This is a genomic window from Povalibacter sp. (genome assembly GCF_036520495.1).
In the GTDB taxonomy this organism is placed as follows: Bacteria; Pseudomonadota; Gammaproteobacteria; order Steroidobacterales; family Steroidobacteraceae; genus Steroidobacter.
On record NZ_DATDJO010000068.1, the window covers coordinates 104,336 to 131,267 of the forward strand.

At 63.0% G+C, this 26,932-nt stretch carries 24 protein-coding genes; 14 read left to right on the plus strand and 10 right to left on the minus strand.

The window, feature by feature from the left end; translation table 11 throughout:
* The first annotated feature begins 68 nt into the window (after nucleotides 1-68).
* Nucleotides 69-851 (plus strand): glycine zipper 2TM domain-containing protein, encoded by a 783-nt coding sequence (locus VIZ63_RS23705; RefSeq protein WP_331612294.1) that lies wholly within the window; start codon nucleotides 69-71, stop codon nucleotides 849-851.
* A gap of 91 nt (nucleotides 852-942) precedes the next feature.
* Here the strand turns inward: VIZ63_RS23705 and VIZ63_RS23710 are convergent, their stop codons facing one another.
* On the minus strand, nucleotides 943-1,668 hold the full coding sequence (locus VIZ63_RS23710) for an HD domain-containing protein (protein WP_331612295.1): 726 nt from the start codon (nucleotides 1,666-1,668) through the stop codon (nucleotides 943-945).
* A gap of 81 nt (nucleotides 1,669-1,749) precedes the next feature.
* Nucleotides 1,750-2,436, minus strand: a complete 687-nt coding sequence (locus VIZ63_RS23715; RefSeq protein ID WP_331612296.1) for a TIGR04211 family SH3 domain-containing protein — start codon at nucleotides 2,434-2,436, stop codon at nucleotides 1,750-1,752.
* A 271-nt stretch (nucleotides 2,437-2,707) separates the two neighbouring features.
* Here VIZ63_RS23715 and VIZ63_RS23720 point away from each other — a divergent pair, with 271 nt between their 5' ends.
* The gene (locus VIZ63_RS23720) at nucleotides 2,708-3,037 is read left to right on the plus strand and encodes a hypothetical protein (protein WP_331612297.1); all 330 of its coding nucleotides are present in this window, start codon (nucleotides 2,708-2,710) and stop codon (nucleotides 3,035-3,037) included.
* Nucleotides 3,038-3,090: 53 nt separating this feature from the next.
* On the opposite strand, the gene VIZ63_RS23725 is transcribed toward VIZ63_RS23720, so the two are convergent.
* Nucleotides 3,091-3,381 (minus strand): hypothetical protein, encoded by a 291-nt coding sequence (locus VIZ63_RS23725; RefSeq protein ID WP_331612298.1) that lies wholly within the window; start codon nucleotides 3,379-3,381, stop codon nucleotides 3,091-3,093.
* 288 nt (nucleotides 3,382-3,669) lie between these two features.
* Here VIZ63_RS23725 and VIZ63_RS23730 point away from each other — a divergent pair, with 288 nt between their 5' ends.
* The gene (locus tag VIZ63_RS23730; RefSeq protein ID WP_331612299.1) at nucleotides 3,670-4,230 is read left to right on the plus strand and encodes an NUDIX hydrolase; all 561 of its coding nucleotides are present in this window, start codon (nucleotides 3,670-3,672) and stop codon (nucleotides 4,228-4,230) included.
* A gap of 134 nt (nucleotides 4,231-4,364) precedes the next feature.
* Nucleotides 4,365-4,688: a ferredoxin FdxA gene (gene fdxA, locus VIZ63_RS23735; RefSeq protein ID WP_331612300.1), complete on the plus strand. Its 324-nt coding sequence runs from the start codon at nucleotides 4,365-4,367 to the stop codon at nucleotides 4,686-4,688.
* A 74-nt stretch (nucleotides 4,689-4,762) separates the two neighbouring features.
* On the opposite strand, the gene VIZ63_RS23740 is transcribed toward fdxA, so the two are convergent.
* Together VIZ63_RS23740 and xerD are read right to left on the minus strand one after the other, a co-directional pair.
* The gene (locus tag VIZ63_RS23740; RefSeq protein WP_331612301.1) at nucleotides 4,763-5,509 is read right to left on the minus strand and encodes a DsbC family protein; all 747 of its coding nucleotides are present in this window, start codon (nucleotides 5,507-5,509) and stop codon (nucleotides 4,763-4,765) included.
* 193 nt (nucleotides 5,510-5,702) lie between these two features.
* Nucleotides 5,703-6,650: a site-specific tyrosine recombinase XerD gene (gene xerD, locus VIZ63_RS23745; RefSeq protein ID WP_331612302.1), complete on the minus strand. Its 948-nt coding sequence runs from the start codon at nucleotides 6,648-6,650 to the stop codon at nucleotides 5,703-5,705.
* Nucleotides 6,651-6,886: 236 nt separating this feature from the next.
* Here xerD and VIZ63_RS23750 point away from each other — a divergent pair, with 236 nt between their 5' ends.
* Nucleotides 6,887-7,681 (plus strand): lysophospholipid acyltransferase family protein, encoded by a 795-nt coding sequence (locus VIZ63_RS23750; protein ID WP_331612303.1) that lies wholly within the window; start codon nucleotides 6,887-6,889, stop codon nucleotides 7,679-7,681.
* An 88-nt stretch (nucleotides 7,682-7,769) separates the two neighbouring features.
* Nucleotides 7,770-8,948: an acetyl-CoA C-acyltransferase gene (locus VIZ63_RS23755; RefSeq protein WP_331612304.1), complete on the plus strand. Its 1,179-nt coding sequence runs from the start codon at nucleotides 7,770-7,772 to the stop codon at nucleotides 8,946-8,948.
* 111 nt (nucleotides 8,949-9,059) lie between these two features.
* Here the strand turns inward: VIZ63_RS23755 and VIZ63_RS23760 are convergent, their stop codons facing one another.
* Nucleotides 9,060-9,878, minus strand: coding sequence for a FadR/GntR family transcriptional regulator (locus VIZ63_RS23760; RefSeq protein ID WP_331612305.1), 819 nt, complete (start codon nucleotides 9,876-9,878; stop codon nucleotides 9,060-9,062).
* A gap of 58 nt (nucleotides 9,879-9,936) precedes the next feature.
* Here VIZ63_RS23760 and VIZ63_RS23765 point away from each other — a divergent pair, with 58 nt between their 5' ends.
* From VIZ63_RS23765 to zapE, 7 genes are all read left to right on the plus strand, one after another.
* Entirely contained in the window at nucleotides 9,937-11,094 is a 1,158-nt protein-coding gene (locus tag VIZ63_RS23765) for an isovaleryl-CoA dehydrogenase (RefSeq protein WP_414703833.1), read from the plus strand.
* A gap of 214 nt (nucleotides 11,095-11,308) precedes the next feature.
* On the plus strand, nucleotides 11,309-12,070 hold the full coding sequence (locus VIZ63_RS23770) for an SDR family oxidoreductase (RefSeq protein WP_331612307.1): 762 nt from the start codon (nucleotides 11,309-11,311) through the stop codon (nucleotides 12,068-12,070).
* 14 nt (nucleotides 12,071-12,084) lie between these two features.
* Nucleotides 12,085-12,852: an SDR family NAD(P)-dependent oxidoreductase gene (locus VIZ63_RS23775; RefSeq protein WP_331612308.1), complete on the plus strand. Its 768-nt coding sequence runs from the start codon at nucleotides 12,085-12,087 to the stop codon at nucleotides 12,850-12,852.
* A 40-nt stretch (nucleotides 12,853-12,892) separates the two neighbouring features.
* On the plus strand, nucleotides 12,893-14,278 hold the full coding sequence (locus tag VIZ63_RS23780) for a M16 family metallopeptidase (protein ID WP_331612309.1): 1,386 nt from the start codon (nucleotides 12,893-12,895) through the stop codon (nucleotides 14,276-14,278).
* Nucleotides 14,275-15,678, plus strand: a complete 1,404-nt coding sequence (locus VIZ63_RS23785; protein WP_331612310.1) for a pitrilysin family protein — start codon at nucleotides 14,275-14,277, stop codon at nucleotides 15,676-15,678. Before VIZ63_RS23780 ends, VIZ63_RS23785 begins: the two co-directional genes overlap by 4 nt.
* Before the next feature lie 33 nt (nucleotides 15,679-15,711).
* The gene (locus VIZ63_RS23790) at nucleotides 15,712-17,343 is read left to right on the plus strand and encodes an electron transfer flavoprotein-ubiquinone oxidoreductase (protein WP_331612311.1); all 1,632 of its coding nucleotides are present in this window, start codon (nucleotides 15,712-15,714) and stop codon (nucleotides 17,341-17,343) included.
* Between the two features lie 51 nt (nucleotides 17,344-17,394).
* Complete coding sequence (zapE, locus tag VIZ63_RS23795) at nucleotides 17,395-18,477, plus strand: cell division protein ZapE (RefSeq protein ID WP_331612312.1); 1,083 nt, start codon at nucleotides 17,395-17,397, stop codon at nucleotides 18,475-18,477.
* A 46-nt stretch (nucleotides 18,478-18,523) separates the two neighbouring features.
* On the opposite strand, the gene VIZ63_RS23800 is transcribed toward zapE, so the two are convergent.
* Nucleotides 18,524-19,930, minus strand: a complete 1,407-nt coding sequence (locus tag VIZ63_RS23800) for a tetratricopeptide repeat protein (protein WP_331612313.1) — start codon at nucleotides 19,928-19,930, stop codon at nucleotides 18,524-18,526.
* 300 nt (nucleotides 19,931-20,230) lie between these two features.
* Here VIZ63_RS23800 and VIZ63_RS23805 point away from each other — a divergent pair, with 300 nt between their 5' ends.
* A complete protein-coding gene (locus tag VIZ63_RS23805; RefSeq protein WP_331612314.1) occupies nucleotides 20,231-24,100 on the plus strand; it encodes a BTAD domain-containing putative transcriptional regulator in 3,870 nt (1,289 codons plus the stop codon).
* A 6-nt stretch (nucleotides 24,101-24,106) separates the two neighbouring features.
* Here the strand turns inward: VIZ63_RS23805 and VIZ63_RS23810 are convergent, their stop codons facing one another.
* From VIZ63_RS23810 to VIZ63_RS23820, 3 genes are all read right to left on the minus strand, one after another.
* Nucleotides 24,107-25,231, minus strand: a complete 1,125-nt coding sequence (locus tag VIZ63_RS23810; protein ID WP_331612315.1) for a zinc-dependent alcohol dehydrogenase family protein — start codon at nucleotides 25,229-25,231, stop codon at nucleotides 24,107-24,109.
* Nucleotides 25,232-25,405: 174 nt separating this feature from the next.
* The gene (locus tag VIZ63_RS23815; protein ID WP_331612316.1) at nucleotides 25,406-26,041 is read right to left on the minus strand and encodes a 3-oxoacid CoA-transferase subunit B; all 636 of its coding nucleotides are present in this window, start codon (nucleotides 26,039-26,041) and stop codon (nucleotides 25,406-25,408) included.
* A 40-nt stretch (nucleotides 26,042-26,081) separates the two neighbouring features.
* Nucleotides 26,082-26,798 (minus strand): CoA transferase subunit A, encoded by a 717-nt coding sequence (locus tag VIZ63_RS23820; RefSeq protein ID WP_331612317.1) that lies wholly within the window; start codon nucleotides 26,796-26,798, stop codon nucleotides 26,082-26,084.
* Between the last annotated feature and the right edge of the window lie 134 nt (nucleotides 26,799-26,932).

Genomic DNA, 26,932 nt, shown 5'->3' on the forward strand with positions numbered 1-26,932 from the left:
TGGCGCTTGCAGGCTGCGGTTCGAGCGATTCTTCGCAGTCAGCGCAAACCGCCGCCGAACAGACTGCCGTGAAGGCAGCTGAGCTCGAAGCGCGCGAACAACAGCTCGCTCAGCGCGAAGCTGAAATCAAACAACAGGAAGAGGCTCGTCAGGCTGCCGCTCAAGCGACTGAACGCGAAGCCGCCGAAGCAGTTGCTGCCAAGGAAGCTGCTGCCAAAGAGGCAGCCGCGAAGAAGGCGGCGCAGGCGCGCCAGGCTGCTGCCGCATCGGCAGCACGGTCAGCACCGGCAGCAGCGGCGAGCGCGCCAGCGACGACTCCAGTAACGGCACAGCCGCCGCTCGAAGTTCGGGCCGGCACACAACTGCTCGTCGCACTCGACTCGGTGCTGTCGACGAAGACAGCCAGGATTGGCGATGCGTTTGCGGCACGTCTGGTATCCGATCTGATGAGCAATGATCGTCGCGTGGCACCAGCAGGTTCGCGCGTCACGGGCACGATTACCGGCGTCGTCTCCGGCAGCAGCGCCATCAGTGCGGTGCCGACGATTGCTCTGCGCTTCGATCAGCTCGAACTGGGCGATGGACGCAGCGTGCCGATTCGCGGTGAGATCCAGCAAACGGGCAACAGCGAGAAAGGTCGTGACGCAGCGAAGATCATCGGCGGCGCAGCTGCCGGTGCGGTGATCGGCCATCAGATCAAGGACGGCACCAAGGGCAAGGTGATCGGCGGCCTTCTCGGCGGCGCAGCCGGCGCCGTCGTCGCAAGAAACACAGGCACGGAAGTGCAGCTGCCAGCGGGCTCTCAGCTCACGATTGCCCTGAGCGAAGGCTTCGTGGTCGCGAGCAAGTAAAGCCACCTTGGACCGGTGGTCTGCTGGCGGGATGGCCAGCAGACCCATCCGGCACGCGGGCATGAACCGCAGCCCGACACATCAGTCGCCGCTAGAGCGACCGGAAATCCGCCGATTCAGAACGCAGGTCACGCAGGAACTCCTCGAGCTCACGCACGCGTTGCGGAGCACGCGCCTTGCCCGCTTTCGAAACGATACGCGCAGGCACCTGCGCGAGATTGCTTTCCAATCGCTTCACGACCGTCGGTCCATCCGGAGCACCGCCATTCGGATCGACCAGTCCGAAGACACGCGCGACGCCGATTGCACCGAGCCAGTCGAGTGCGTCCGCATCGTGGAGATAGATGGCCTCGGGCCCGGTGGGATCACGCCCGTACATGTGCGTGCGTATCGAACCGCGAACCGCCTCGATCTTCGACATCGGGAAACCCGTGCCCGCGAGCATCGACTCCACGATGCTCGCCGCCTCGTCCTGATGATCCACGCCCGCCTTGCTGAAGGGCGCGAACGCTGCCACATCGTGCAAGTAGGCCGCCGCGTAGAGCACATCGTCATCAAGCGTGACTCCATCTGCCGCCGCCAGCTCCCTGGCGAGTTCGTAGTCACGGACCGAATGCGATGCACCCCATGCCGGATGCTTCAAATTGACTTGCGCGAATCGAAGCACGTCGGCGCGCCAGTCTCCCGTGCTCTCGATCGTGGGTTTCGCAGCCTCCGCGGACCAGGCCGTAGTTTCGATACCGACAGTCGCGATGAGCGCGATCAACGACCCCAGGGCCACCGGATACGCGAAGCGCTTCTGACTGCTCACTGACATGCGACTGCCCTCCTCGATTGCGAACTGCTGGTTGTGGCCACGCGGCGGACACCGTCACCGACCTATGCTGGGGCGGAAGTTCTAGTAGATCTTCAGTCCGCCGTAGCGCTTGCGAATCCTGCGAGCGAGCGATTGGTAGCCGGCAGTGAATCCCACACCAATGGCCAGCACGAAAGCGAACGACCGGTTCCACACGGTATTCCAGCGATTTTCCCGCCGCTCCGTCCTGGGTTGGCGCTCGCCCTGGTTCTCGCTGGCGACCTGCGGAGCGATCTTCGCCTGGGCGGGTGCTACTTCGGAAGCCGCCGCTGCTGTCACCGTCGCTGCCTGCAATTGGTTCAGTTGCGACTGTAATGCCGCGGCCTCGTTCTTCAGCCGCGCAATCTCATCAACCGCTTTCTTCTCTGCGGACGTTCCCGCATCTTTCTGCCTGTTCTGCAGCTCGCGCAAGCGTGCGGACGCGGGCATTTCACTGGTCAGATAGCTGGCGCCGACCCAGCCTTCGCGACCGTCTTCGAGACGCACGTGCATGTAGCTGCCACTATTTGCGATCGCATCGACCGCATCTCCCGTCTCGATGGTCGCGACACGCGCACTGGCCGGCTCGGGCTCGGCGTAGACGGTCAGAACGAGCTTGTCCGAGACATATCGTCGGGGCAGCTCCGATGTTTGCGCCTGCTCCGCCCCAGGCTGCGGTTCAGCGCATCCTGAGCAATGGCGTCCCAGGGACACATGGCCAGCGCTGATGCGATGAGCACGAAGTGACATGGTTGACGGGTTTTCATGCGGGCGATGTTTTCAGAGTCAGAACCAATGGGCAACCTGGGCCGCGGGAGAGCCACGTCGCTACCGGATCCGAAAATTGACCGACCGATCGGCCTGTTCCCGCCGACACTCACTGTTGATGAGGCAACCCACATTGATCCGATTTCGTGGAGCACGTCGCGGTGGCGCCGGCCAGGTTCGCGATCGAACTCACATTTTGCGATGAATCCCGACCGTAAGCTGTCGGAACTGACTGCTGCAAAGAGATCCCTACGTGAGCGACCTTTACCTCGTCGTCCTGTTGATTTCTCAAGCCTCCGGCCATGTCGAGATGATCGAGGCGACCGGCGTCCCGTCCCAAGCCGCCTGCAACAACCTCGGCAGCCTCGTGCAGCTCTCGAACAAGGAGGGAGCGCTTTCCGGCTATGAACAGAAGCTGCATTGCGGATCGCGCGAAGCGCTGGAAGTCGTGATCGCCAGGAATCAGTGCCGGGCCGTCAGCCGCAAGGACTCGCAGGGCTACCTGACCTCGACTTATGCCTGCGAGAAGCCGGCCGACTGGTCCTCGAAATTGAGCAGTTGGGTGAGCGCGATCTGGGACTGAAGCCGCGCGGCAGTCGACCGTTTCGCCGCATCACGTGGCGCGCACGCCCAGCCTCAGTCAACGAGCTCCCGCCTGGAATTGGTCACCGGCGGGTCCACCACCTGCCGATTCTCGTCTGACTGCTCGGCTGCGAAATCCGATCGCTGTGCCGCCACCAGACCGCGCGGCCGCGGCGTCAGATCGACGACACCTACGTATATACCGGCCGCCATGTGGGCGAGGAACGCTGCAATCGCGATTGCAAACCCGATGAGGCCCATGTCCGTGGTGATCCGCATTCCGAGCATCAGGATGATCAGCAGCACGATCACCCAGACAGACGACAGAATGAATCGCAACCACAAGGGACGAGCTCGGTGCCGCAGCACTGGATTCGATGGGGTGGACCCCATTTATGATCTCCGCTAGCCGCTGACGATTCGTTGTTATTCGATGCCCAGCGAAGCCTTTATACGGCCGGGTCTTCGCCTCGGCAACTCGCATACTCACAGCGATGGCGAGCTGGCTCCGCTGGATCTCTCGCCTCGATCCGGACAGGACGCGCATGTGCATCGGGATCAGCCGATGACGAGACAAATTTCGCGGCATGGACGAAGTTGCTACCATGCCGTCGTGCTAGGCAATCATCGCCAATGAAGTTCTGTTCCAACTGCGGCGCAGCCGTCGAGCGGCTCATCCCGGATGGCGATCACTTGCCGCGCTACGTCTGCACGGCCTGCAAGACCATCCACTACGAGAATCCCCGCATCATCGCGGGCTGCGTACCGGAGTGGCAGGGAAAAATCCTCCTCTGCAAGCGTGCCATCGAGCCGCGGCGCGGTTACTGGACCATCCCGGCCGGCTTCATGGAAAACGGCGAAGCGCTGCAGGATGGTGCTGCCCGCGAGGCGATGGAAGAAGCGCTCGCCAACGTCGAGATCGGCTCGCTGCTGGCCATCGTCAACGTGATTCGCGCGCACCAGGTTCACATCATGTTTCGCGCGCGACTGCTCGATACGAATTTCGGCGTGGGGCCGGAGAGCCTCGAGGTCCAGCTCTATGACGAAGCCGACATTCCTTGGCAGGACATGGCATTCCTGAGCGTCGACTTCGCGCTGCGTCGCTATCTGGACGACCGGCGCGCGGGGCGGGAAGACGCACACTTTCGCGACATCGACTGGCAGGATGGCAAAGTGATCACCCGAGACCGCTGACGTCGAGGAAGACCGAAGAAATCCCCGCCGCATTTCCGCGGCGACGCCATTCCAGCTTCTATCGACCGCCCCACTTTGGCACAATACCGACCTCACTGCGGCGTTTGCCGCAATCCCTTCGGCCGGAGCCATCGATGACCTTCGTCGTCACAGAAAACTGCATCAAGTGTAAGTACATGGACTGTGTCGAAGTCTGCCCCGTCGACTGCTTCCACGTCGGACCCAACTTCCTGGTGATCGACCCGGACGAATGCATCGACTGCACGCTGTGCGAGCCGGAATGCCCGGCCGAAGCGATTTTCTCCGAGGAAGAACTGCCGGCCGGTCAGGAGCACTTCAAGGAACTGAATGCCGAGCTGTCCAAAGCCTGGCCCGTCATCACCGAGCGGGGAGCCGCGCCGACCGACGCGAAGGACTGGGACGGCAAGCCGGACAAGCTGAAACTGCTGGAACGCTAGCCGACACGCCTGATCGACCACAAAAAAGCCCGCATCGCTGCGGGCTTTTTCTTGTCCGGAAAGGTTGAGTCGGCTTACTTGGTCTTGGCGACCCCGGCCTTCAGCTGATCGAGTTCGCGAAGCATGTCCTTGGGTGGCAGGTACCCGCCAATGTAGTCGCCCGATGTGGTGAAAATGGCTGGAGTGCCGCGGACGCCCATTTCCTCACCCAGCTCGAACTGCCTGGCGACTGGATTGGCGGCGCACTTCGCATCGACAGGCTGCCCCTGCTTCGCCTTGGTGATGGCGCTATTGCGATCCTTGGAGCACCAGACAGCTTCCATCTTGGCCCAGTCGTCCGTGCCGGGGCCGGCTCGCGGATACGCCAGGTAACGCACCCGCACACCCAGCTTGTTGAGCTGATCGATCTCGCCATGCAGCTTGCGGCAATACCCGCACTCCACATCAGTGAAAATCGTAATCGTGTGCTTCGCCGCGGCGGGCCCGAAGACGATCATCTCGCGCTCATCCAGTTTCGCGAGCGTCTTGCCGCGCGACACTGCACGACCCGCTTCCGTCAGGTTGGTACGGCTTTCGACTTCGTACAGATCGCCGCTGAACAGGAATTTGCCGTCGGCGCTGACATACGCGGTATCGGCGCCCATGCCCACCTCGTAGACCCCCGGCACCGGTGACTGCTTGATCTGGTCAGGCTTCACGCCAGGAAATTTTGCTGCAATGGCCGTACGGGCCTCGGCAGCTTTGTCGGTGTCGGCGGCGAGCACGGCAGTACTCACAGCGAACAACACCAGGGCGCAAACATGGCTGATCAGCTTGCTCATCGACACTCCAGATGACGGCGGATACATCGGTTGGATAGCGAAAGGCCGTCGGGGTTCATTAAGCGTTGGGGGGGGGGCGGCGCAGTCTAGCAGGGATGCACAGGATCGAACCCTGCCCCAACGACCGGCATGGTGCGCAGACCGGACGTAAGCCGATCCGCGACAGGGACGAGCTTATCGAGGGGCCACCCGCTCAGCCGCGCGGGTGATGTTGCGCGTGCAGATCTTTCATGCGCTCACGGGCAACGTGAGTGTAGATCTGGGTCGTCGACAGATCGCTATGACCCAGCAGCATCTGCACCACACGCAGGTCGGCGCCGTGATTCAACAGATGGGTTGCAAATGCATGTCGCAAGGTGTGCGGCGACAACGCCTTCTGCACGCCGGCCTTTTGCGCATAGCGTTTGATGATGTGCCAGAACGCCTGGCGCGTCATACGATCGCCGCGACGGGTCGGGAACAGGAAATCGGTCTGGCGTTCGAGCAGGATCTCGAGCCGCGGACCACCGATGAATCTCTGCAGCCATTCCACGGCTTCTTCGCCGAGCGGAATCAGCCGTTCGCGGTCGCCCTTGCCGACGATGCGCAGCACGCCCTGGTTCATGTTGACCTGGCCGGCCCTGAGATTCACGAGTTCGGAAACGCGCAGTCCGGTGGCGTACAGCACCTCCAGCATGACGCGATCGCGGTGACCCAGAGGCTGTTCGACCTCGGGAGCCGCCAGCAGCGCTTCGACTTCTTCTTCGGTCAGCGATTTTGGCAAGGAACGGCCGATTTTCGGCATCGCGATCTGTGCGGTCGGATCCTCGGTGATCGCGCCATCACGCACCAGATAACGGTAGAAACGACGAAAACTGGACAACTGACGCGCCGTCGAGCGCGGACGCGCGCCCGCTTCGACACGCCAGGCAATGAACGCGAGAACATCGGGGCGCTTGGCGCCGACGGCAGTGCCGCCACGTACCTGCAACCAGCGATCGAGCGCCGTGAGATCCGCGCGATACGCGGACAACGTATTGGGCGACAGCCCACGCTCCATCCACACGGCATCGAGGAAGCGGTCGATTGCCGGCAGGGATGGCGTCTCGGGCGTGCCTTCGCCAGACCTCGCGTAAACTGATGCTTTCGTAACGGTACTCATCGCCTTGGGCAGATTGCGCAAGCGGACACCTGATCGGAATCGGTGCTGCCCGGACTTGCAGTGCGGCCAGTATGCGTAGGCGTTCCCTCCTGAAGGAGTGACTGTTATCACAGAACGATTTTGGTGTTTACATAAAGAGAACCAGTTCACAGAAAATCCGCGGTGTGACGCCGCAAAGATAGCGACGCCGCGCCTCAATCCCTGAGATATCAACCTCCTGAGCACATGCCGACACGATGTCGTTGAATCCACTGCCCCTGCTTTACCGCCTGCTCGAGGCCGTTTACGGCGTCTATGCACTCCTCCTTTTCCTGATGTTCGGATCGGCGACCCTCATCCTCGTCACCCTGGTGCCCGGACTGAACATCAAGGCGCGTCGCTCGATCGCGCATTTCACGGCGCGCAGCTTTTTTGCTGTCGCCGGCATCCGCATCCGTGTGCTGGGCGCAGAGGAACTGCCCGACGAACCGTGCGTAGTCGTCGCCAATCACGCGAGCTATCTCGACGGCGTCGTTCTCAAAGGCATGCTGCCGGCACGCTTCAGCTTCGTGATCAAGAAAGAAGTCAGTCGCGTGCCCCTGGCCGGATTGCTGCTGCGGCGCATCGGCGCGGAATTCGTCGACCGGTTCAACCGACATGCCGGCGGCATGGATGCGCGCCGCCTCATCAAGGCGGCGGATTCCGGTCAGGCTCTGGCCTTCTTTCCGGAAGGAACCTTCGTCGCGCAGCCTGGCCTCGGGAAGTTTCATACCGGTGCCTTCGCGATCGCTGCGCGCTCCAAACTGCCGGTCGTTCCCCTGGCAATCCGCGGCACGCGCCACATCCTGCCAAGCGGCCACTTCCTGCCTCGTCCGGGACGGATCGAGATCTGCATCCTGCCAGCGGTGCGCGCGCCCGCGGACCTTGATTCCACTGCAACTATCACCATGACTCGTGATGTTGCGCGCGCGCGAATCCTTGCTGCGTTGAACGAGCCCGATCTTGGCGAAAGCGATGGGCTCGCCGATCTGCAGACGCCACGCAAAGGATGACTTTGCTGCAGGGAGAACTTGACCGCCCCTTGCAGCATTGGTTACAAGCCCGCCTCCTTACATTGATCCAGCTGACCGGGATATACGCATGAGCGACGAAGTTTTCATTGCATCGGCCCGCCGCACGCCCATCGGTTCCTTTCAGGGCGCGCTTGCGCCACTGACGTCACCGCAGATTGGCGCTGCCGCGATTCGTGCCGCCATCGATGACTCGGGCCTGAGCGCCGAGCAGATCGAAGAAGCCATCATCGGCTGTGTACTCATGGCGGGTATCGGCCAGGCTCCTGGTCGCCAGGCCGTGCTGGCCGCCAATATGCCGCTCAGCGTACCGGTCTCGACCGTCAACAAGATGTGCGGTTCGGGAATGAAGGCCGTGATGATGGCGTGCGATCAGATCCGCGCCGGATCCGCGCATGCCGTGCTCGCCGGCGGCATCGAATCCATGACGAATGCGCCGTACCTGATTCCCAAGGCTCGCGCCGGCCTGCGCATGGGCCACGGCGAGATTCTCGACCACATGTTCTTCGACGGTCTGCAGAGCCCCTTCGACGGCAAGGCAATGGGCCACTTCGCCGATCAGACCGCGCTCAAGTACGGCTTCACGCGCGAACAGCAGGACGCTTTCGCCGCTGAATCCGTGCAACGCGCTCTCACCGCCATCGAGCAGGGCAAGTTCAAGCGCGAAATCGCCGCGGTCACGATCAAGGATCGCAAAGGCGAGCGCGTGCTCGAACAGGACGAAACGCCTTTCGGCTGCGACATCAAGAAAATCCCGACGATGAAGCCGGCGTTCAACAAGGACGGCACGGTGACCGCTGCCAGCTCGTCATCGATTTCGGATGGCGCCGCCGCGCTGGTACTGATCAGCGAAACGCTCATGAAGCAGCGCGGCCTGAAGCCGCTGGCGCGAGTCGTCGGCTACACCAGTCATGCGCAGGCACCGGAGTGGTTCACCACCGCCCCCGTCGGCGCGATGAAGTCCCTGCTGGCCAAGACGGGCTGGAAGGCGGGCGATGTCGATCTGTACGAAGTGAACGAAGCCTTCGCCGTCGTGGCGATGGCGGCGATTCATGACCTCGGCCTCGATCACGCACGCGTCAACGTCAACGGCGGCGCCTGCGCGCTGGGTCACCCGATCGGCGCAACCGGCGCACGCATCCTGACGACGCTCGTACATGCGCTCAAGGATCGTGGCGGCAAGCGCGGCATGGCCTCGCTGTGCATCGGCGGCGGCGAAGCGACTGCCCTGGCAATCGAACTGGTCTGAGCGTTCAGAAGCCGCAAAGCACTTCGAAAGTACGGGAGAGAAATCTCCCGTACTTTCGATCTTCAGCGGTCTTTCAGTCGGTCTTTTGCGGCTCTGCGCCTTTCCGCAGATTCAGGCTGACACCACCGCCCCGGGTGGGATTCCCGCAACTTCATAACCGCGCCTGAAGTCGCGGACATGTTTCGACATCCACTTGCGCGCTTCGTCAGCGTCGCGATTCTGCAATGCACTGATGATTTTCTGCTGGGCCGCGATGATGCGCGAGCGCGCCTGCGGCACCCGATCGACCATCTGCGCCAGTGAAGGCGCCAGCACCTGCGCCAGCGAATGCTTGGCCAGCACCAGCACATGGTTGCGCGCGCAGACACCCAGCAATTCGAAGAAATCCACCACGAGATCCACCGCCGGTTCTGACTGGCTGGTGGACGCGAACGCCTGACTGACACGCACGAACGCCTCGATGTCGGCTTGCGTGCGCCGCGTCGCCGCCAACGCCGCCACTTCCGGTTCGATGATCATCATCGCTTCCCAGACATCGACGAACGTGACCTCATGCAGCACCAGCGCCTGGCGCATGCCTGATGCAACCTTGTCGGCGTGCGGACGACTGACCACCATCCGTTTGGCGCCGGGCGGCCGCGTGATCAAACCGGAGTTCTCCAGTTGTCGCAGCGCCTCGCGCACCGTCGAACGATGCACGCGAAATTGTTGCGCGAGATCCAGCTCCGGCGGCAATAAATCGCCGCCCTTCAGCACCCGCCCGAGGATCTTCGCTTCGATCGCAGCGGAGACCCGGAAGTACGCGGGTTCGCGCTCCACAGGCTCGAAAAGATTGGTTGCGAGCGGGACAACTGCATCGGCCTGCACGGCCGTTGCTGCATTGCCGCGGCGGGGCTTGGCACGGGAAACAGGTTTTGTGCGCGTTGACATGGTGACGGATTGTCCGACAATGGGACATTGTTCACAACTCTTGCCCATGAGGCTCTGCGTGGAAGACTTCGACTTCGGACTTGGCGATGACATCGATACCCTGCGAACCACAATCGCGCAGTTCGCGCGCGACCGTATTGCGCCGCTCGCTGCGGACATCGATCGCAACAATCAGTTTCCGCGGGAACTGTGGCCCGAAATGGGCGCACTCGGCCTGCATGGGCTCACGGTAGAAGAGGAATACGGCGGCGCGGGCATGGGCTACCTTGCCCATGTCATCGCGATGGAAGAAATCAGCCGCGCGTCCGCCTCGGTGGGCCTCTCCTACGGCGCCCATTCCAATCTTTGCGTGAATCAACTGCGGCGTTGGGGCACGACTGCCCAGAAGCAGAAGTACCTGCCGGCGCTGATCTCCGGTGAGCATGTCGGTGCGCTGGCGATGAGCGAACCCGGCGCAGGATCCGATGTCGTGGGTATGCGCACTCGCGCTGAAAAGCGCGACGCCGGCTTCGTGCTCAATGGTTCCAAGATGTGGATCACCAACGGCCCCGTTGCCGAGACGCTCGTCGTCTATGCAACGCTCGATCCTTCCCTCGCTGCGCGCGGCATCACTGCGTTCATCATCGAGCGCGGCATGCCGGGCTTCAGCACGGCGCAGAAGCTCGACAAGCTCGGGATGCGTGGCTCGGACACCTGTGAACTCGTGTTCAAGGATTGCTTCGTGCCTGCGGCCAATGTCCTGCACAAGGAAGGCTTCGGCGCCGAGGTGCTGATGAGCGGCCTCGACTACGAACGTGTGGTCCTCGCCGGTGGTCCGCTCGGGATCATGCGTGCCTGTCTCGATTACGTACTGCCGTACGTTCACGAGCGCAAGCAGTTCGGCCGTGCGATCGGCACGTTCCAGCTCATGCAGGGAAAAGTCGCCGACATGTACACGGGCATGAATGCGTGCCGGGCGTATGTGTACGCCGTCGCGCGCGCGTGCGATCGCGGGCAGGTCACACGGTTCGACGCTGCGGGTTGCATCCTGCAGGCATCGGAGCGCGCCACGTGGATGGCGCTGGAGGCCATTCAGACTCTCGGTGGCAATGGGTACATCAACGACTATCCGACCGGTCGCCTGCTGCGCGATGCGAAGCTCTACGAGATCGGCGCCGGCACCAGCGAAATCCGCCGCATGCTGATTGGGCGCGAGCTGTTCGAAGCCAGCGCATGACCGCAGCTCGATCGCGCTCGATCCAGGGGTGGGAATCGCCTGCCCCTGTGTTGCGCGCAGCAAATCCTCCGTCGCCCACGCCTGACGGGTCAGCCCGTCTGGTCTGGAGGATTCGCCTTGTTTTCTCCATGATGCAATCGATGGCTCCGGGGGCTTTGTGCGTCGCAAGAAAGCGGCTACCATCCGGCGCCCTGCAGAGGTTTGAGGTTAGGCAATGCAGCTCGACGGGAAGTTGGTGGCGATTACCGGCAGTGGGCGCGGCATCGGTCGCGCCATGGCACTGGCGTTCGCGCAGAAGCGGGCCAACATTGCACTTCTCGACCTGAACCAGGCCGATCTCGACGCCACTCGCGCGCTGTGCGAAGCCAACGGCGTGCAAGCCCGCACCTACACCTGCAATGTGAGCCGCGAGGACGATGTCGGCGCCACGCTCGACGCCGTCGTCAACGACTTCGGCCGCCTGGACGTGATGATCAACAACGCCGGCATCACCAAGGATGCCTTGCTGGTCAAAGTCCAGGATGGCAAGGTCGTCGGCAAGATGTCGAAGGATCAATGGCAGGCCGTCATCGACGTGAACCTGACCGGCGTGTTTCTCGGCGCACGCGAAGCGGCCGTACGCATGATCACGCTGGGCAACGGCGGCGTCATCATCAGTACATCGAGCATCTCCCGCGCCGGCAACATGGGCCAGTCGAACTACTCCGCCGCCAAAGCTGGCGTGGCGGCAATGACGGTGGTGTGGGCGAAGGAACTGGCGCGTTACGGCATTCGTGCCGGCGCCATTGCACCCGGCTTCACCCGCACGGATATTCTCGACGCGATGCGGCCAGAAATGATCGAACGCGCCGTCGGCGCCGTGCCGCTCAAGCGCATGGCCGAGCCCGCCGAAATGGCGCACGCCGCGCTGTTCATCGCCGAGAACGACTTTTTCTCTGGGCGCGTCATCGAACTCGATGGCGGGCAACGTATTTAATCGAGGAATCACGCATGAAATTGAATCAGGTGCGCGCTGTCATCACAGGCGGTGCTTCGGGTCTCGGCAATGCAGTCGCAGCACGTATCGTCGCTGCCGGCGGCCAGGTGACACTGCTCGACGTCAACCAGGAAGCCGGTGAAGCCTCCGTCAAGGCGCTCGGCAGCAACGCACGCTTCGAGAAAGTCGACGTCACCAGCGAATCCGCTGTGAACGCCGCGATCGCCGCCGCGCACAGCGCGATGGGCGGGCTCAACGTGGCCGTGAACTGCGCAGGCATCGCCACGGCCCGTCGCACTATCAACAAGGAAGGCGCCATTCCGTCCGATGCTTTCCGCAAGGTGATCGAGGTCAACCTCATCGGTACCATGCAGGTGGCCAAGGCTGCCGCAGCGATCATGCAGGCGAATACGCCGAACGAAGAAGGCGAGCGCGGCGTCATCGTCATGACTGCCTCGGTTGCCGCGTTCGATGGCCAGATCGGTCAGATCGCCTACTCCGCCTCCAAGGCCGGCATCGTCGGCATGACGCTGCCGATGGCGCGCGATCTGTCGTCGCTCGGCATCCGCGTCATGACCGTGGCGCCCGGCATCTTCAAGACGCCGATGATGGCTGCCATGCCGCAGGAAACGCAGGACTCGCTGGGCAAGCAGGTTCCGTTCCCGTCGCGTCTCGGTCGTCCCGATGAATATGCTGCGCTGGTGGCGCACATCTGCGAGAACTCGATGCTGAACGGCGAAACCATTCGCCTCGACGGCGCGATCCGCATGTCGCCGAAGTGATCTCACGCACCGCCCTGCACGATCCAATGGAAACAACCCGATGAAAAATTTCGTCATCTGCCTGTTCATGGTGTTCGCCGCGAACGCATTACCGGCGATGGCGAAGGACGCAGCGCCGGTCGCGGCGCTGGACGTTCCCGTCGAGTACTACAAGCTCGGCAATGGATTGCGCGTGGTGCTTTCCGAGGATCACTCGGTGCCGGTGGCCACCATCGGCATCTACTACAACATCGGCTTTCGCATCGAACCCAAGGATCGCACGGGCTTTGCGCACCTCTTCGAGCACCTGATGTTCCAGGGCTCGAAGAATCTCGCCAAGGGACAGTTCTTCAAACTGGTGCAGGGACTGGGCGGCACGCTGAACGGCTCGACGCGCTTCGACTTCACCAACTACTTCGAAGCCTTCCCCTCGAATGCGCTGGAAACCATGCTCTGGGCGGAAGCCGATCGCATGCGCAGCCTCGACATCACTCAGGAAAACCTGGTGAACCAGCAGGGCGTGGTCAAAGAGGAAGTGAAGGTCAACGTACTGAACCAGCCTTACGGCGGATTCCCGTGGCTGCAGTTGCCGCAGTACGCCAACACCAACTGGTACAACGCGCATAACTTCTACGGCGACCTGCAGCACATCGACGCCGCGACGCTGGAAGATGCCCGCGCCTTCTTCAAGACTTACTACGTCCCCAGCAACGCCGTCCTCGTCATCGCCGGCGATTTCGAAGGACCGCAGGCAAGGAAGTGGATCGAGCAGTACTTCGGCAACATCCCGCGCGGTTCCGCGCCTGCGCTGCCGGATATTTCCGAGCCGCGCCAGGCCAGGGAAAAGCGCGCCAGCCAGACCGACGCACTCGCTCCGCGCCCTGCCCTCGCCATCGGCTATCACGTGCCGAAGCGCTGGACGCCCGAGCACTTCGCTTTCGGCCTGATCGACGAACTGCTGCTGCAGGGAGAGTCGTCCCGCCTGTATCAGGATCTGGTACAGAAACGCGGCTACACCGACAGCGTGTCCGGCGGCATCAACCTGCTGGGCAACATGTTCAACTACAGCGGTCCGATGCTGTGGTCGGCGTCGTTGATTCACGATCCCTCCACCACCACGGACCAGATTCTCGCGGCCTTCGATGAAAACATCGAACGCATCCGCAACGAGCCGGTGACGCAGGCGGAACTGGATCGCGCACGCCGCACGATCCGTTCACAGCTCTACGATCTGGTCGGCTCCAGCACGCGACTGGGACTCGTCGATCTGCTCGCGTGCTTCGCCCTCTTCGATGACGACCCGGCGCGCATCAACCGCATCGAAGCGGAGTTCGCAAAGGTCACGCCGGCTCTGGTGAAAAAGACGGCCCGGGAATACCTGCGCCGAGGCAACCGCACCGTGCTGCTGGTCGAGCCCGGCAAGACATCGGCGGAGGTCGCGCAATGAACCGGCTGCAATGCGTATTCGTCGGCGCTCTCGCCGCACTGGCAACCCACCCGGTCATGGCACAGGACGCACCGCCGCGCCCGGGCCCTCCTCGTGCATTCCAGCTTCCGACGCCAACGACACTGGCATTGCCAAACGGCCTCAAGGCGACCTTCGTCGACTTTGGCGTCGTACCCAAGGCGACGATCTCCATCACGGTGCGCACCGGGAATCTGAACGAAGGCGAACAGACCTGGCTCGCCGATCTCGCCGCCGACCTGCTGAAGGAAGGCACGAACCAGCGGACGGCACAGCAGATCGCCGACGCAGCCACGCTGATGGGCGGTGGAGTGAGCATCGGCGCCGGTCCGGATCAGACATACCTGCAGCTGGATGTCCTCGGCGAATACGTTCCCGACGCCATCGCATTGCTCGCCGAAATCCTCACGCAGCCCAAGCTGCCGGAGAACCAGCTGGCCCGCATCCGTCAGGACTACTCACGCAATCTCAGCGTCGCGCTCACTCAGCCGCAGGCGCTCGCCGGTGCGGCGATGGCCGCGCTTTTGTATCCCGACCATCCGTACGGCAGGGTGTTTCCCACGCAGGAACAGCTGCAGGGCTATTCGATCGGTGACGTTCGCAAGTACTACGACGGCAATTTCGGCGCACGGCGTACGCAGGTCTATGTCGCCGGCAAGTTCGACCGCGCGAAGGCCGAGCAGGCGATCCGCACCAGCCTCGGGTCATGGCGCGAAGGCCCTGCCCCGCTCGAACTCGCACCGGCAAGCCCGGGTCCTCGCCAGGTCAAGCTGATCGACCGTCCCGACGCACCCCAGTCGACGCTGCGGATCGGCAAGCGCGTCGTCGACATGCGCCATCCCGATTTCATGGCGCTGTCCGTGACCAACTCGCTGCTCGGCGGCGTGCTCATGTCGCGCATCACCATGAACCTGCGCGAAGACAAAGGCTGGGCCTACTCGCCCAACAGCGGCCTGGAAACGAAGTACCACGAGGTCACGTGGATCGAGAATGCCGACGTGAAATCGGCATCGACGGGACCTTCGGTTGCGGAGGTATTCAAGGAAATCGAGCTGCTGCGCGTCGAGTCGCCGACCGACCCCGAACTCACCGCTATCAAGAACTACCGTAACGGCGTCTTCGTCATGTCCACCGCGACACGCGGCGGCCTGATCGGCCAGCTGATGCAGATCGATCTCCAGGGTCTGCCACCGGATTGGCTGACGACATTTCCGCAGCGTATGTACGCAGTGACGCCCGCACAGGTCACGAAGGCCGCCAGGGATCATCTGGATCCCGCCGCAATGTCTGTCGTCGTCGTTGGCGACCTCAAGACCGTACGGCCGCAGCTCGACGCCATCCCTTCGCTGCGCGATGCCCCAGCCCGGCAAACAGACAAGTAACAGCCACATCGATACGCCATCCAAGAAGCACGTATGAGTGAAGCCACGATCGAAAGAGAAGTAATGGAATACGACGTCGTCATCGTCGGTGCGGGCCCATCCGGCCTCGCGTGCGCGATCCGACTGAAGCAGCTCAAGAGCGACCTGAACATCTGCGTGCTCGAAAAAGCGTCCGCGGTGGGCGCCCATTCGCTGTCGGGTGCGGTGCTTGAACCCGCAGCGCTCGAGAAGCTGTTGCCGGAATGGCGCGCCGAATACACCGGAATGAAGGTGCCGGCTGCCGAAGACGACGTGCGCCTGATGACGAAGACGGGCTCGTACAAGCTACCGAACTGGGCGGTGAATCTGTCGCCGATGAACAATCACGGCAACTTCATCATTTCGCTCGGCCAGCTCACGCCCTGGCTCGCGCAGAAGGCCGAAGCGCTCGGCGTCGATATTTTCCCCGGCTATGCCGCGGCCGACGCCGTGTATGACGACAATGGCGCGCTGAAAGGCGTGCGCATCGGCGACATGGGACTGGAGCGCAACGGCGAACCGGGTCCGAACTTCACGCCGGGCATCGAAATTCACGCCGGCACGACCGTGATCGCCGAAGGCGCGCGCGGCTCGCTCGCGAAGCAACTCATCAAGAAATTCGATCTGCGCGACAAGGCGAAGGCCGATCCGCCGACGTTCGGTCTCGGCTTCAAGGAGTTGTGGCAGTTGCCTCCCGGACGCGTCAAGCCCGGACGCATCGAACACGCCTTCGGTTGGCCACTCGACACGCAGACCTACGGGGGCAGCTTCCTGTATCACCTGGACGGCGATCGCGTGTACGTGGGCTATGTCGTCGGGCTCAACTACAAGGATCCCCGCCTCAAGCCATTCGAGGCGTTCCAGCAATTCAAGAATCATCCGCGCATCAAGCCGCTGCTCGAAGGCGGAGAAATTCTGTCTGCCGGCGCACGCACGATCGCTGCCGGCGGCTATCAGTCGCTGCCGCAACTCGACATGCCGGGCGGCCTGATCATCGGCGATGCCGGCGGCACGCTCAACGTCTTCAAGATCAAGGGCATTCACCAGGCGATCCGCTCGGGCATGCTCGCGGCCGAACACCTCGCCGAGCAAGGCAAGAGTGAGGGCTTCGACGCGCGCTGGCGCGCATCGGAAGGCCACCAGGAACTGCGTTCGGTCCGCAACTTCAAACCGGCGTTCAAGAATGGTCTCTACTTCGCCATGTTGAACGGCGGTATCGAATCGCTGCTCAAGGGCAAGACGCCCTGGACCCTGAAGAACACCGCGGACTGGTCGGCGCTGGAAAAACTGGGCGACTACGCCTCGCCGGATCGCGGCTGGACGGACCGCTCCCTGCCGCCACGCGATCGCCTGGCCTCCGTGTTCTTCGCGGGCAACGTGCACGATGAAGCGCAGCCCATTCACCTGAAGGTCGCCGATACATCCATCTGCGCGACCCGCTGCGTGGTCGAGTACGGCAATCCGTGCGAGAACTTCTGCCCGGCTGGCGTCTACGAAATGGTCCCCGATGGCGACAAGGGCAAGAAGCTGCAGATCAACTCAGCCAACTGCGTTCACTGCAAGGCGTGCGACATCAAGGACCCGTACGAGATCATCACGTGGACGACGCCGGAAGGCGGTTCCGGGCCGAACTATCAGAATCTGTAAGCGCACAAAGACACTGCAACCTTGCCGCGATCTGGCGGAACTGCAGACCTGATGGACAGCGTCGCTGCCCATTACGAGCGCGAATGCGCCCGCCTCGGCTACCAGCCCGATCCGGTGCAGGAACGGATCGTGGCGCTGCTCGATGAGCTGCGCTCACGGCTCATCCAGCCGAAACCGAGGGGGCTGCTGAAAGGATTGTTCGCCGGCAACCAGCGCGAACTCGAGCGCGGCCTGTATATCTGGGGCAGTGTCGGTCGCGGCAAGACGTGGCTGATGGATCAGTTCTTCCATAGCCTGCCGTTCAAGGACAAACAGCGCAGTCACTTCCATCGCTTCATGCAATCGGTGCATGACGAACTGAAGAAGCACAAGGACCGCGCCGATCCGCTCGAACTCGTCGCCGAGAAGATCGCGAAGAAGACCCGTGTGCTGTGCTTCGACGAGCTGTTCGTCGCCGACATCGGCGATGCCATGCTGCTGGGTAATCTGTTCCGCGGACTGTTCGATCGCGGCGTGACACTGGTGGCAACGTCCAACGTGCCACCCGACGATCTCTACAAGGAAGGACTGCAGCGCGCACGATTCCTTCCCGCCATTCGACTGCTCAAGGAAAACACCGACGTCGTGCATGTCGACAGCGACACCGACTACCGGATGCGTGCACTCGAGCGTGCATCGACGGCCTTCGATGCGAACGATCCCGCGACTCCCGCGGCCATCGCGCAGTTGTTCGAAGCCGTGGCCGGCGATGCGGGCGCGCATGCCACACTGACATTGAACCACCGCAGACTGCACCCGATACGGCTGGCCGAAGATGTCGTCTGGTTCGATTTCAAGGAGCTCTGCGATGGACCGCGTGGGCAAGCCGATTACATCGAACTCGCCCGCTGCTTTCATACGGTCGTGCTGAGCGACATCCCCGTACTGACCACCGAACTCGACAACCAGGCGCGCCGCTTCGTCACGCTGATCGACGAATTCTACGACCGTAGCGTCAAACTGATCATTTCCTCGGCGGCTCCCGTCACGGCGCTCTATCGCGGATCGAAACTCGCCTTCGAGTTCGAGCGCACCGGCAGCCGACTGATCGAGATGCAGTCACAGGAATATCTGGCGCGACCGCACAAGCCGTAAGCTCTAGCCCCTAGCCCCTCGGCCCTCGCTCTCGTTCGCCTCCTCCTCACGCCACCTGCCGCAGACCCAGCTGCACCTTGCGGCGAATCTCGGCTTTCTCATGGGCTTTCACCGCACCCATCGAATCACCGGCCAGATCCAGTGCACGTGCGGTCAGCTGCCAGTTGCAGGGGCTCGCCGGCTTCAGCTGTGTCCGCTCGGCAGCTAGCGCTCGCGCCAGACGCGCATTGCCGGAACGCAGTGCGGCTTCCACCAGGGTCAGATGCACGAGATCCCGCTGTGCGTGACTGCCACCAAAGCGATGCGCAATCGTGCGCACCGGCGCCAGCAGGTTGATCACGTCGTTGTAGCGATCCATGCCGAAGGCCAGCAATGCCTGCGCCAGCGGCAAGCCGACGTCGCGTGACATCATCGCGTTGGTATCGGTGCCCGTTGCCTTGCGCTCGAGTGCGGCGATCGTGCGTTGCGCGAGATCGAATCGTCCCGCACCGACGAATGCCATCACCGCGTGCACGTCGTTGAAGGCGTAGTACGCCTGCTCGGCGAATGCTTCCCAGGACTGTGCCAGTTCCAGCCAGCGCGGGCCGACATCGATGTCGCGCAGATGCAGACGCCACAACAGTGCCGACGCATCGATCATTTCCATCGGTACCGCCGACGCCACCGGCCGGATACGACGATCGAACAACTCGAACACGCGACCGACGTCACCGGTGTCCAGGTAGTACAACGCAAGGTGCCACCAGTTGTGGAATGCGAAGCCGTTGTCGTGCGCCCAATGATCTTCGCGACTCGTCAGCCAGTCGATACCTTCGCGGACCCGCCCCGTCATCTCCATGACATGGGCGACCGCATGCACCGCCCAGGGATCGCGGGGGTTGATCGCCAAAGCCCGACGACCGGTGTCCTCGGCCTGTGAATATGCCGCACATTCTTCGAGACCGAAGGCATGCATGCCGAGCACGAAGCCATACCCGGGCACCGAGTTGTCCCAGTACGGCAGGACATGCGCAATGCGATCGCGCAGCATGGTCGAGGAACCCATGAGGAAGTCGCCGACATGCGCGACCTGCAAAGCCAGCAGATCGCGCGGATACTCGACGACGATGTCGCCGTACGCCCGGACCGATGCAGCGAAGTCGCCCTGCAACCACTTCCGCGCAGCCGCCGCATGCATGCGCTCGCGGTCGTTGGCGCGCCGACCGATGGCTTCGGCCGCCTCGACGCTCGCACCCAGCATCGGCACCATTGATCGATCCGTCGACATGACAACGAGCGCCGCCCGCAGGCAGTGACCCATGGCAAAGTCCGGGTCGGCGTCGAGTGCCACCCGGATCGTTGCCATCGGATCGACGTAGTAACCGGCTGAGAGCTCGACGGCCTGTTCGTATTGCTGCAATGCCTCACGACTGTGTGTCGACACCGTCATACCGCGTGAATCAAGAAGCGTCATACCCGAATCCCTCCTGCCGGCACCCGTTGCCAGCCTCGTGGCAGCCTTTGTAGCCGGGCCGCGTGAGTCGTCAGTCTCGACAGCCGTGAAAAAAGCGTGAAAATGCTCTGCGCAGGGCGAATCGCCCGGCGCAAAGCATCCCCGCGAAGGCGAGGATCCATTCTCTGGAAGATGGATCCTCGCCTTCGGGGGGATGACAGCACGCAGCTGCACCTGACCAAAGTCAGGGTCGGATCGACTCCAACCGCAGCAGCGGCAGAGCCACGCCAGGCCGATGATGTGGGATCAGGGAGGTCTTCTTTGACGCAACTGGTGCTGCAACTGCTCGGACGCTTCGCCGTGCGCGACACGGCTGGCATGGAAATCCGCATCACTTCGCGCAAGGGCCGCGCCCTGCTGGCTTTTCTGGCAGCGGGGGCCGGGCAAGCACACAGCCGCGATCGGCTGGCCGCCCTGTTATGGGAAGAAGCGGACGAGGAACTCGCGCGCACGAGCCTGCGCCAGGCGCTGGCGGCGGTTCGCAAAGTCCTGCCGGCCGACACTCAATCCGCGCTGGTGAGCGATGCCGATTCGCTGCGGCTGGAGCCTGGCCTGATCAACACGGATATCGCGCAGCTGCGCAGGTCGCTGTCGATGGGCACGCGCACAGCGCTCCAGGACGGACTGACGCATCATCGTGGCGACTTCCTCGAAGGCATGGATGCGAAATCCACCGCCTATGACGAGTGGCTCAGCACGGAGCGACAGTCGCTGCGACGTCAGCTCGCCGAGGCGTTGCAGAAACTGACAGTGCTGTGTTCCTCGCAGGGCGATGTCGAGGGCGCGCTGAGCGCGAGCGCGCGACTGGTCTCGCTCGAACCGCTCAACGAGGCCGCGCACCGCACGCTGATGGAGTTGCATGCACGGCGCCATGCCTATGCCGATGCGCTGCGGCAATACCAGATCTGTCGCGACATCCTGCGCCGTGAGCTGGACGTCGCACCCGAGCCTGCCACGGAGCAGTTGTACCGTGAACTCATGCGGCGACGCAGAACCGCCGCTGTACCTGCCACCATGGAGTCGCTGGAACTGCAGCACACCGAGGCCGCGCCTGCGCGAATCGACGCGTCCACTGGTGTACGCCGCACCGGACTGCGCGATGCGGCAGTACTGGTCGTGCGTCTGGAAGGGCTGATCGAACTCGAGGCCACGCTGGAGCCGGAAGACGCACACCGTATCGGTCTGGATTTCCAGGAGCGCGTACAAGCCATCGCCGCGCAGTACCAGGGCTGTGCGGATCGGCGTGTCGGATCGAGTGTGCTGGTCGTCTTCGGTGCGACGCAGGTGCGCGGCGACGAAGCCGAACAAGCCGTGCGCGCCAGCCTGGCGCTGCGGCAAAGCGTGAACGACGGACACTGGTGTCTGCCGCAAGACCTGTCGCTGCGCATGGGCATTGCGCAGGGCCAGGTGCTCGTGAGTCCGGCTCTGTTCCCACTGACGGGACGGCCGATCCATACGGCCCACACACTGGCATCGCTCGCGACGGATGACGGCATCTGCATTGCCCCGACGATCCACAATTCGCTCGGCGCAATGATCGATGCGGAGGCGCTGTCCGGGACTGGCTCACCTGACAATGAAGGCGTGTGGCTGCTGCAATCGCTGCGGGACGATGGCCATGGCAGACACGCACCGCTGGTCGGACGGCGTCCTGAACTTGCGATGCTGGTGGCGATGTTCGATCGCTGCGGATCGGGCCGGCATGGCCGGGCCGTCGTGGTGCGCGGCGAGGCCGGCATCGGCAAGACCCGACTGATTCACGCGGTGATCGCGGCTGTCCGCGAAACGGATGCCGCTGTGCATGCCTCCGGGGCTTTCGACTTCGGACAGTCCCCTGGCCGCAGACCGGTGACGACTCTCGCACTCAGCCTGCTCGGCCTGGGCGCGGAAGCAACTGGCGAAGCACGAGCGGCCGCCGTCGCCAAGGTCATTCAGGCAAACCAGGGCGGCATCGATCAACTGATTTTTCTCAGCGACCTGGTGGATGCGCCGCTCGACAGCGAACTCGCAGCGCTCGAGAACGCCATGGATACGGCTACGCGCCAGCGTGGACGATGTCTGGCATTGGCGCACCTGATCGAATCGGCAGCCAGTCGATCGCCGCTGCTGCTCGTCATCGAGGATGTGCACTGGACCGATCAGGATGAGCTCGCGCGTTTCGGCGAGATCGCAGCGATCATTGCGCACTGCCCGGCCCTGCTGATCATGACGACACGGCCGGAGGGAGATCCGATCGGTGCAGTGTGGCGCGCACGCGCTCGCGGCTGTCCGGTCACAACTGTCGACCTCGCACCGCTCGCGGACGATGAGGCGCAGACCCTGGCCAGTCACTACGCCAATCTGTCGCCCGAGGTGGTGGCCGCCTGCATCTCGCGGGCCGAAGGCAATCCACTGTTCCTGGATCAGCTCTTCCGTGCAGCATTCGATGGTCATGACTGCCTGCCCGGATCGGTCCGTGCACTGATCCTGGCTCGCGCCGAGCGGCTGTCGGAACCGGATCGCGATGCCCTCCAGGCGTCGGCCGTCCTGGGACAGCGATTCTCCAGCGCCGCCCTGCGCAGGCTCATCGACGACACCGACTTCACGCCGCAGGCGCTGATCCAGACAGCGCTGCTGCGCGAGGACGACGACTTCGAGTTCACCCACGCGTTGTTTCGCGACGCCATCTACGAATCGACCTTGCGTTCGCGACGCCGCGAACTGCACCGGCGTGCGGCCGACTGGTTCGCGACTCACGATCTGGCCCTGTGCGCCGACCACCTCGCCGCCGCGGAGGATCCGGATGCCGCGACCGCCTATCTCACCGCCGCACGATCGGAACAGACGGCATCGCGTTTCGAACGCGCCCTGATGCTCGCCAACAAGGCCTGCACGGTGGCACGTGATCCCTCGCAGTTGCATCGCACGCAATGTCTGCTGGGCGAACTGCTGCTGACACTGGGGCGAACTCATGACGCGCTCGCCGCCTTCCGCGAAGCCATCGACTTCGCGTCCGATCAACGCAGGCAGGTGGACGCGTGGATCGGCGTGGCATCGGCGCTGCGGGTCATGGACCGGCACATCGAGGCCCTGAAGGCCCTGGATCGTGCAGAGAATGCGCTCGGCGACAACGACGATATCCAGGTACGGGTCCGGATCAGTACGCTGCGGGGCAATCTCTGCTTTCCGCTGGGGCGCATCGCGGATTGTCTGCGCGAACACGAACGCGCGATGCAACTGGCCTCCGCGTCGAATTCGCCGGCCGACCTGGCAGGCGCCTACAGTGGACTCGGCGATGCCTGGTATCAGCGAGGCCGGATGCGCACTGCGAGCGAATACTTCGCCCGCTGCCTCACCCAGTCGCGCAATCACAATCTTCCGGCCGTGCGCATGGCCAACCTGCCGATGCTGGCGCTCACGCGACTGTATTGCGGGGACGCGGCATGCACGGATCAATCACTGGACGAAGCGCTGGAACTGTCACGCCGCCTCAGCGACGCACGCAGCGAACTGCTGACGCAACTCGTCACGTCATGGGCCATGCTGATGCGCGGACGGATCGATGTCAGCGACGGCTTCGCCAGGCGCGCCAGGGACCTTGCCGAACAACTCGGCGCGCGCCGCTTCCAGGCCGAAGCGATGAGCCTGCAGGCCAGTTGCCAGCTCGCGCGGGAACGTCGCAGCGAAGCCGACGAACTGGTGCGCGAAGCGTTGCAACTCAGCCGCGCCACCAGCATGAATTACTGCGGTCCCGCGCTGCTCGGCGTCCTGGCACGTACGACGACGCTCGCGGAAGAACGCCGGCAGGCATTGCGCGAGGGGGAAGAGCTCCTGGCGTCCGGCTGTGTCAGCCACAGCTATTTCGAGTTCTATTTTCACGCCATCGAAGTGAGCGTGCGCGAGGGTCTGTGGTCGGATGCGCATCGCTACGCGGATGCCCTGGCGGCCTACACGCAGGACGAACCGCTGGTGTGGACTGAACTGCTCATCAAGCGCGGTCGTTGCCTGGCTGACCTGGGCAGGGGACATCGCCACCACGATATCGCCCGCGAACTGCAGGAACTGCGATCGCAATGCAACTCGCTCGATCTGCGCCTGCCGCTCGCAGGCATCGATGCCGCGCTGAGCAGACTCAGCAGTGTCCAGGTATGACGCGCGTCAGAGAGTGACGATCTGACGCACGGCCTGGGCATCCGCCAGCCGATCGAAGGCCGCATTGATGTCTTCCAGCGGCAGGTGCTCGCTCAGCAGCTTGTCGACCGGCAACCGTCCCTGGCGATACATCTGGATGTAGCGCGGAATGTCGCGTGCCGGATTGCAGCTGCCGAGGTAACTACCCTTGATCGTGCGTTCCTCCGCGACGATGCCCACGTGAGGGACCGCGAAAATGTGCTGCGGATTGGGCAGACCCGCGGTCACCGTCGTACCGCCGCGACGCGTGATGCGGTAACTCAGCTCCATCGCCTTCACCGCTCCCGCCATCTCGAAGGCGAAATGCACGCCGCCGCCTGACAGTTCGCGGATCTGTTCGGCCGCATCGGTCGCTGCGGCATTGACCGTGTGAGTCGCGCCCAACTCCCGCGCCAGCGCCAGCTTGGTCTCGCTGAAGTCCACGGCGACGATCATCGCCGCATCGACGAGTCTCGCCCCGAGCAGCGCGGACAGCCCCACGCCACCCAGACCGACCACAGCCACACTGGAGCCGGGTGGCGGCTGCACCGTATTCGTGACGGCGCCAACACCAGTCATGACGGCACAGCCGAAGATAGCGGCCTCATCGAATGGCAGCGTCGCATCGACCTTGACCAGCGATTCGCGCGCCATGACCGCGTATTCGGCGAACGCGGAGACACCGAGATGATGATTGATGGTGACCGCCCCCTGATGCAGGCGGCGATCGCCCTGCAGCAGCGTGCCTGCGGTGTTGGCGCGCAAACCTGGTTCGCACAATGCAGGCCGTCCGCTGGCGCAGGGCTCGCACGTGCCGCAACACGGCACGAAGGCGGCGACGACATGATCACCGACCTGCAGATCACTGATCTGGGCGCCGACGTCGACCACCTCTCCCGCGCCTTCGTGTCCCAACGCCATCGGCAGCGGACGGGGACGATCGCCATTGATGACTGACAGGTCCGAATGGCACAGGCCCGCGGCACGCATGCGCACCAGCACTTCGCGCGGGCCGGGCGGATCGAGATCCACTTCGACGATCTGCAACGGTCGGCTCTGCGCGTAGGGCCGCGGCAAGCCGGCTTCATTCAGGATGGCGACTCGAGTCTTCATCCATAAAGAGTAACCGCATAGAACGTAACCGCATAGAACGCACAGGACGCATAGATGGAAGAAAATAGCCGCAAATGGCCCGCGGCCTTGCGTTCTTTTGCGGGGTGTTTCCCGCTGTCTATGCGTTCTATGCGTTCTATGCGTTCTATGCGTTCTTTGCGGTTACTCTGCTTCTCAGGTCACGAAGTTCGCCGAGGTCTTGGCCTTGAGTTCGTCCGCTGTGACGCCGGGGGCGAGTTCGAGCAATTTGAAAGGTGACCTGCGATCGGGACGCGCGAAGACGGCGAGGTCGCTGATGATCATGTCGACCACGTTCGCACCAGTCAGCGGCAGATCGCACTGCGGTTTGAATTTCGCCGCGCCATCTTTCGAGTTGTGCTCCATGACCACGACGACGCGCTTGACGCCGGCGACGAGGTCCATCGCGCCGCCCATGCCCTTCACCATCTTGCCGGGCACCATCCAGTTGGCAAGATCGCCTTGCTCGCTTACTTCCATGCCGCCGAGGATCGACAGATCGATATGGCCGCCGCGGATCATGCCGAAGCTGTCCGATGACGAAAAATACGAGGAGATCGGCAGCTCGGTGATGGTCTGCTTGCCGGCGTTGATAAGGTCGGGATCTTCCTCGCCCTCGAACGGGAACGGGCCCATGCCCAGCATGCCGTTCTCGGACTGCAGCACGACTTTCATTCCCGGCGGAATGTAGTTCGCCACCAGTGTCGGAATTCCGATACCGAGATTCACATAGAAACCATCACGCAATTCGCGGGCGGCACGAGCCGCCATTTCATCTCGAGTCCAGGCCATGACTACTCCGAAGGAAACTTGGGTTGAGGAAACGTAAGAGTCACGCTGCGGCGCGCTTGCGCACCGTGCGTTGCTCGATTCGTTTCACGTAGTTCGTGCCCTGGAAAATGCGCTGGACGAAAATGCCCGGCGTATGAATCTGATCGGGGTCCAGCGTACCGGCTTCGACCAGATGCTCGACTTCCGCGACCGTTACCCGACCCGCCGACGCCATCATCGGATTGAAGTTGCGGGCGGTCTTGCGATAGATGAGGTTGCCTTCGGTGTCGCCCTTCCAGGCCTTCACCAGCGACACGTCCGCCACCAGACCCGTTTCGAGAACGAACGTCTCGCCGTTCACGACGCGCTGTTCCTTGCCTTCGGCGACGAGCGTACCGGCTCCCGTGCGGGTATAGAAACCGTAGATGCCCGCCCCGCCCGCACGAATGCGCTCGGCCAGCGTGCCCTGTGGATTGAATTCGAGCTGGAGCTCGCCCGACAGATACTGGCGCTCGAATTCCTTGTTCTCACCGACATACGACGAGACCATTTTTTTGATCTGTCGTGTCTTCAACAGCAGGCCGAGACCGAAGTCGTCGACGCCCGCATTGTTGGAGATGACTGTCAGACCTTTGACGCCCGAGTCGCGCAAAGCGAGGATCAAATTCTCCGGGATGCCGCACAGTCCGAAACCACCGGACATGACGGTCTGGTCGTCTCGTACGACCCCGGCGAGCGCGTCCTGCGCATTCGCGTACACCTTGGACGAAGTAGCCATCGAATCGACCCCCTGTTATTCATCGCTCGAATTCATCGTTCAGGGAATTATACCCACAGCCCGGCATCGCGTGGCTCCCGCTTGGCGCCGGTGACTGGCACAATCGCCCCCGGACTATGTCAGGGACCGAACAA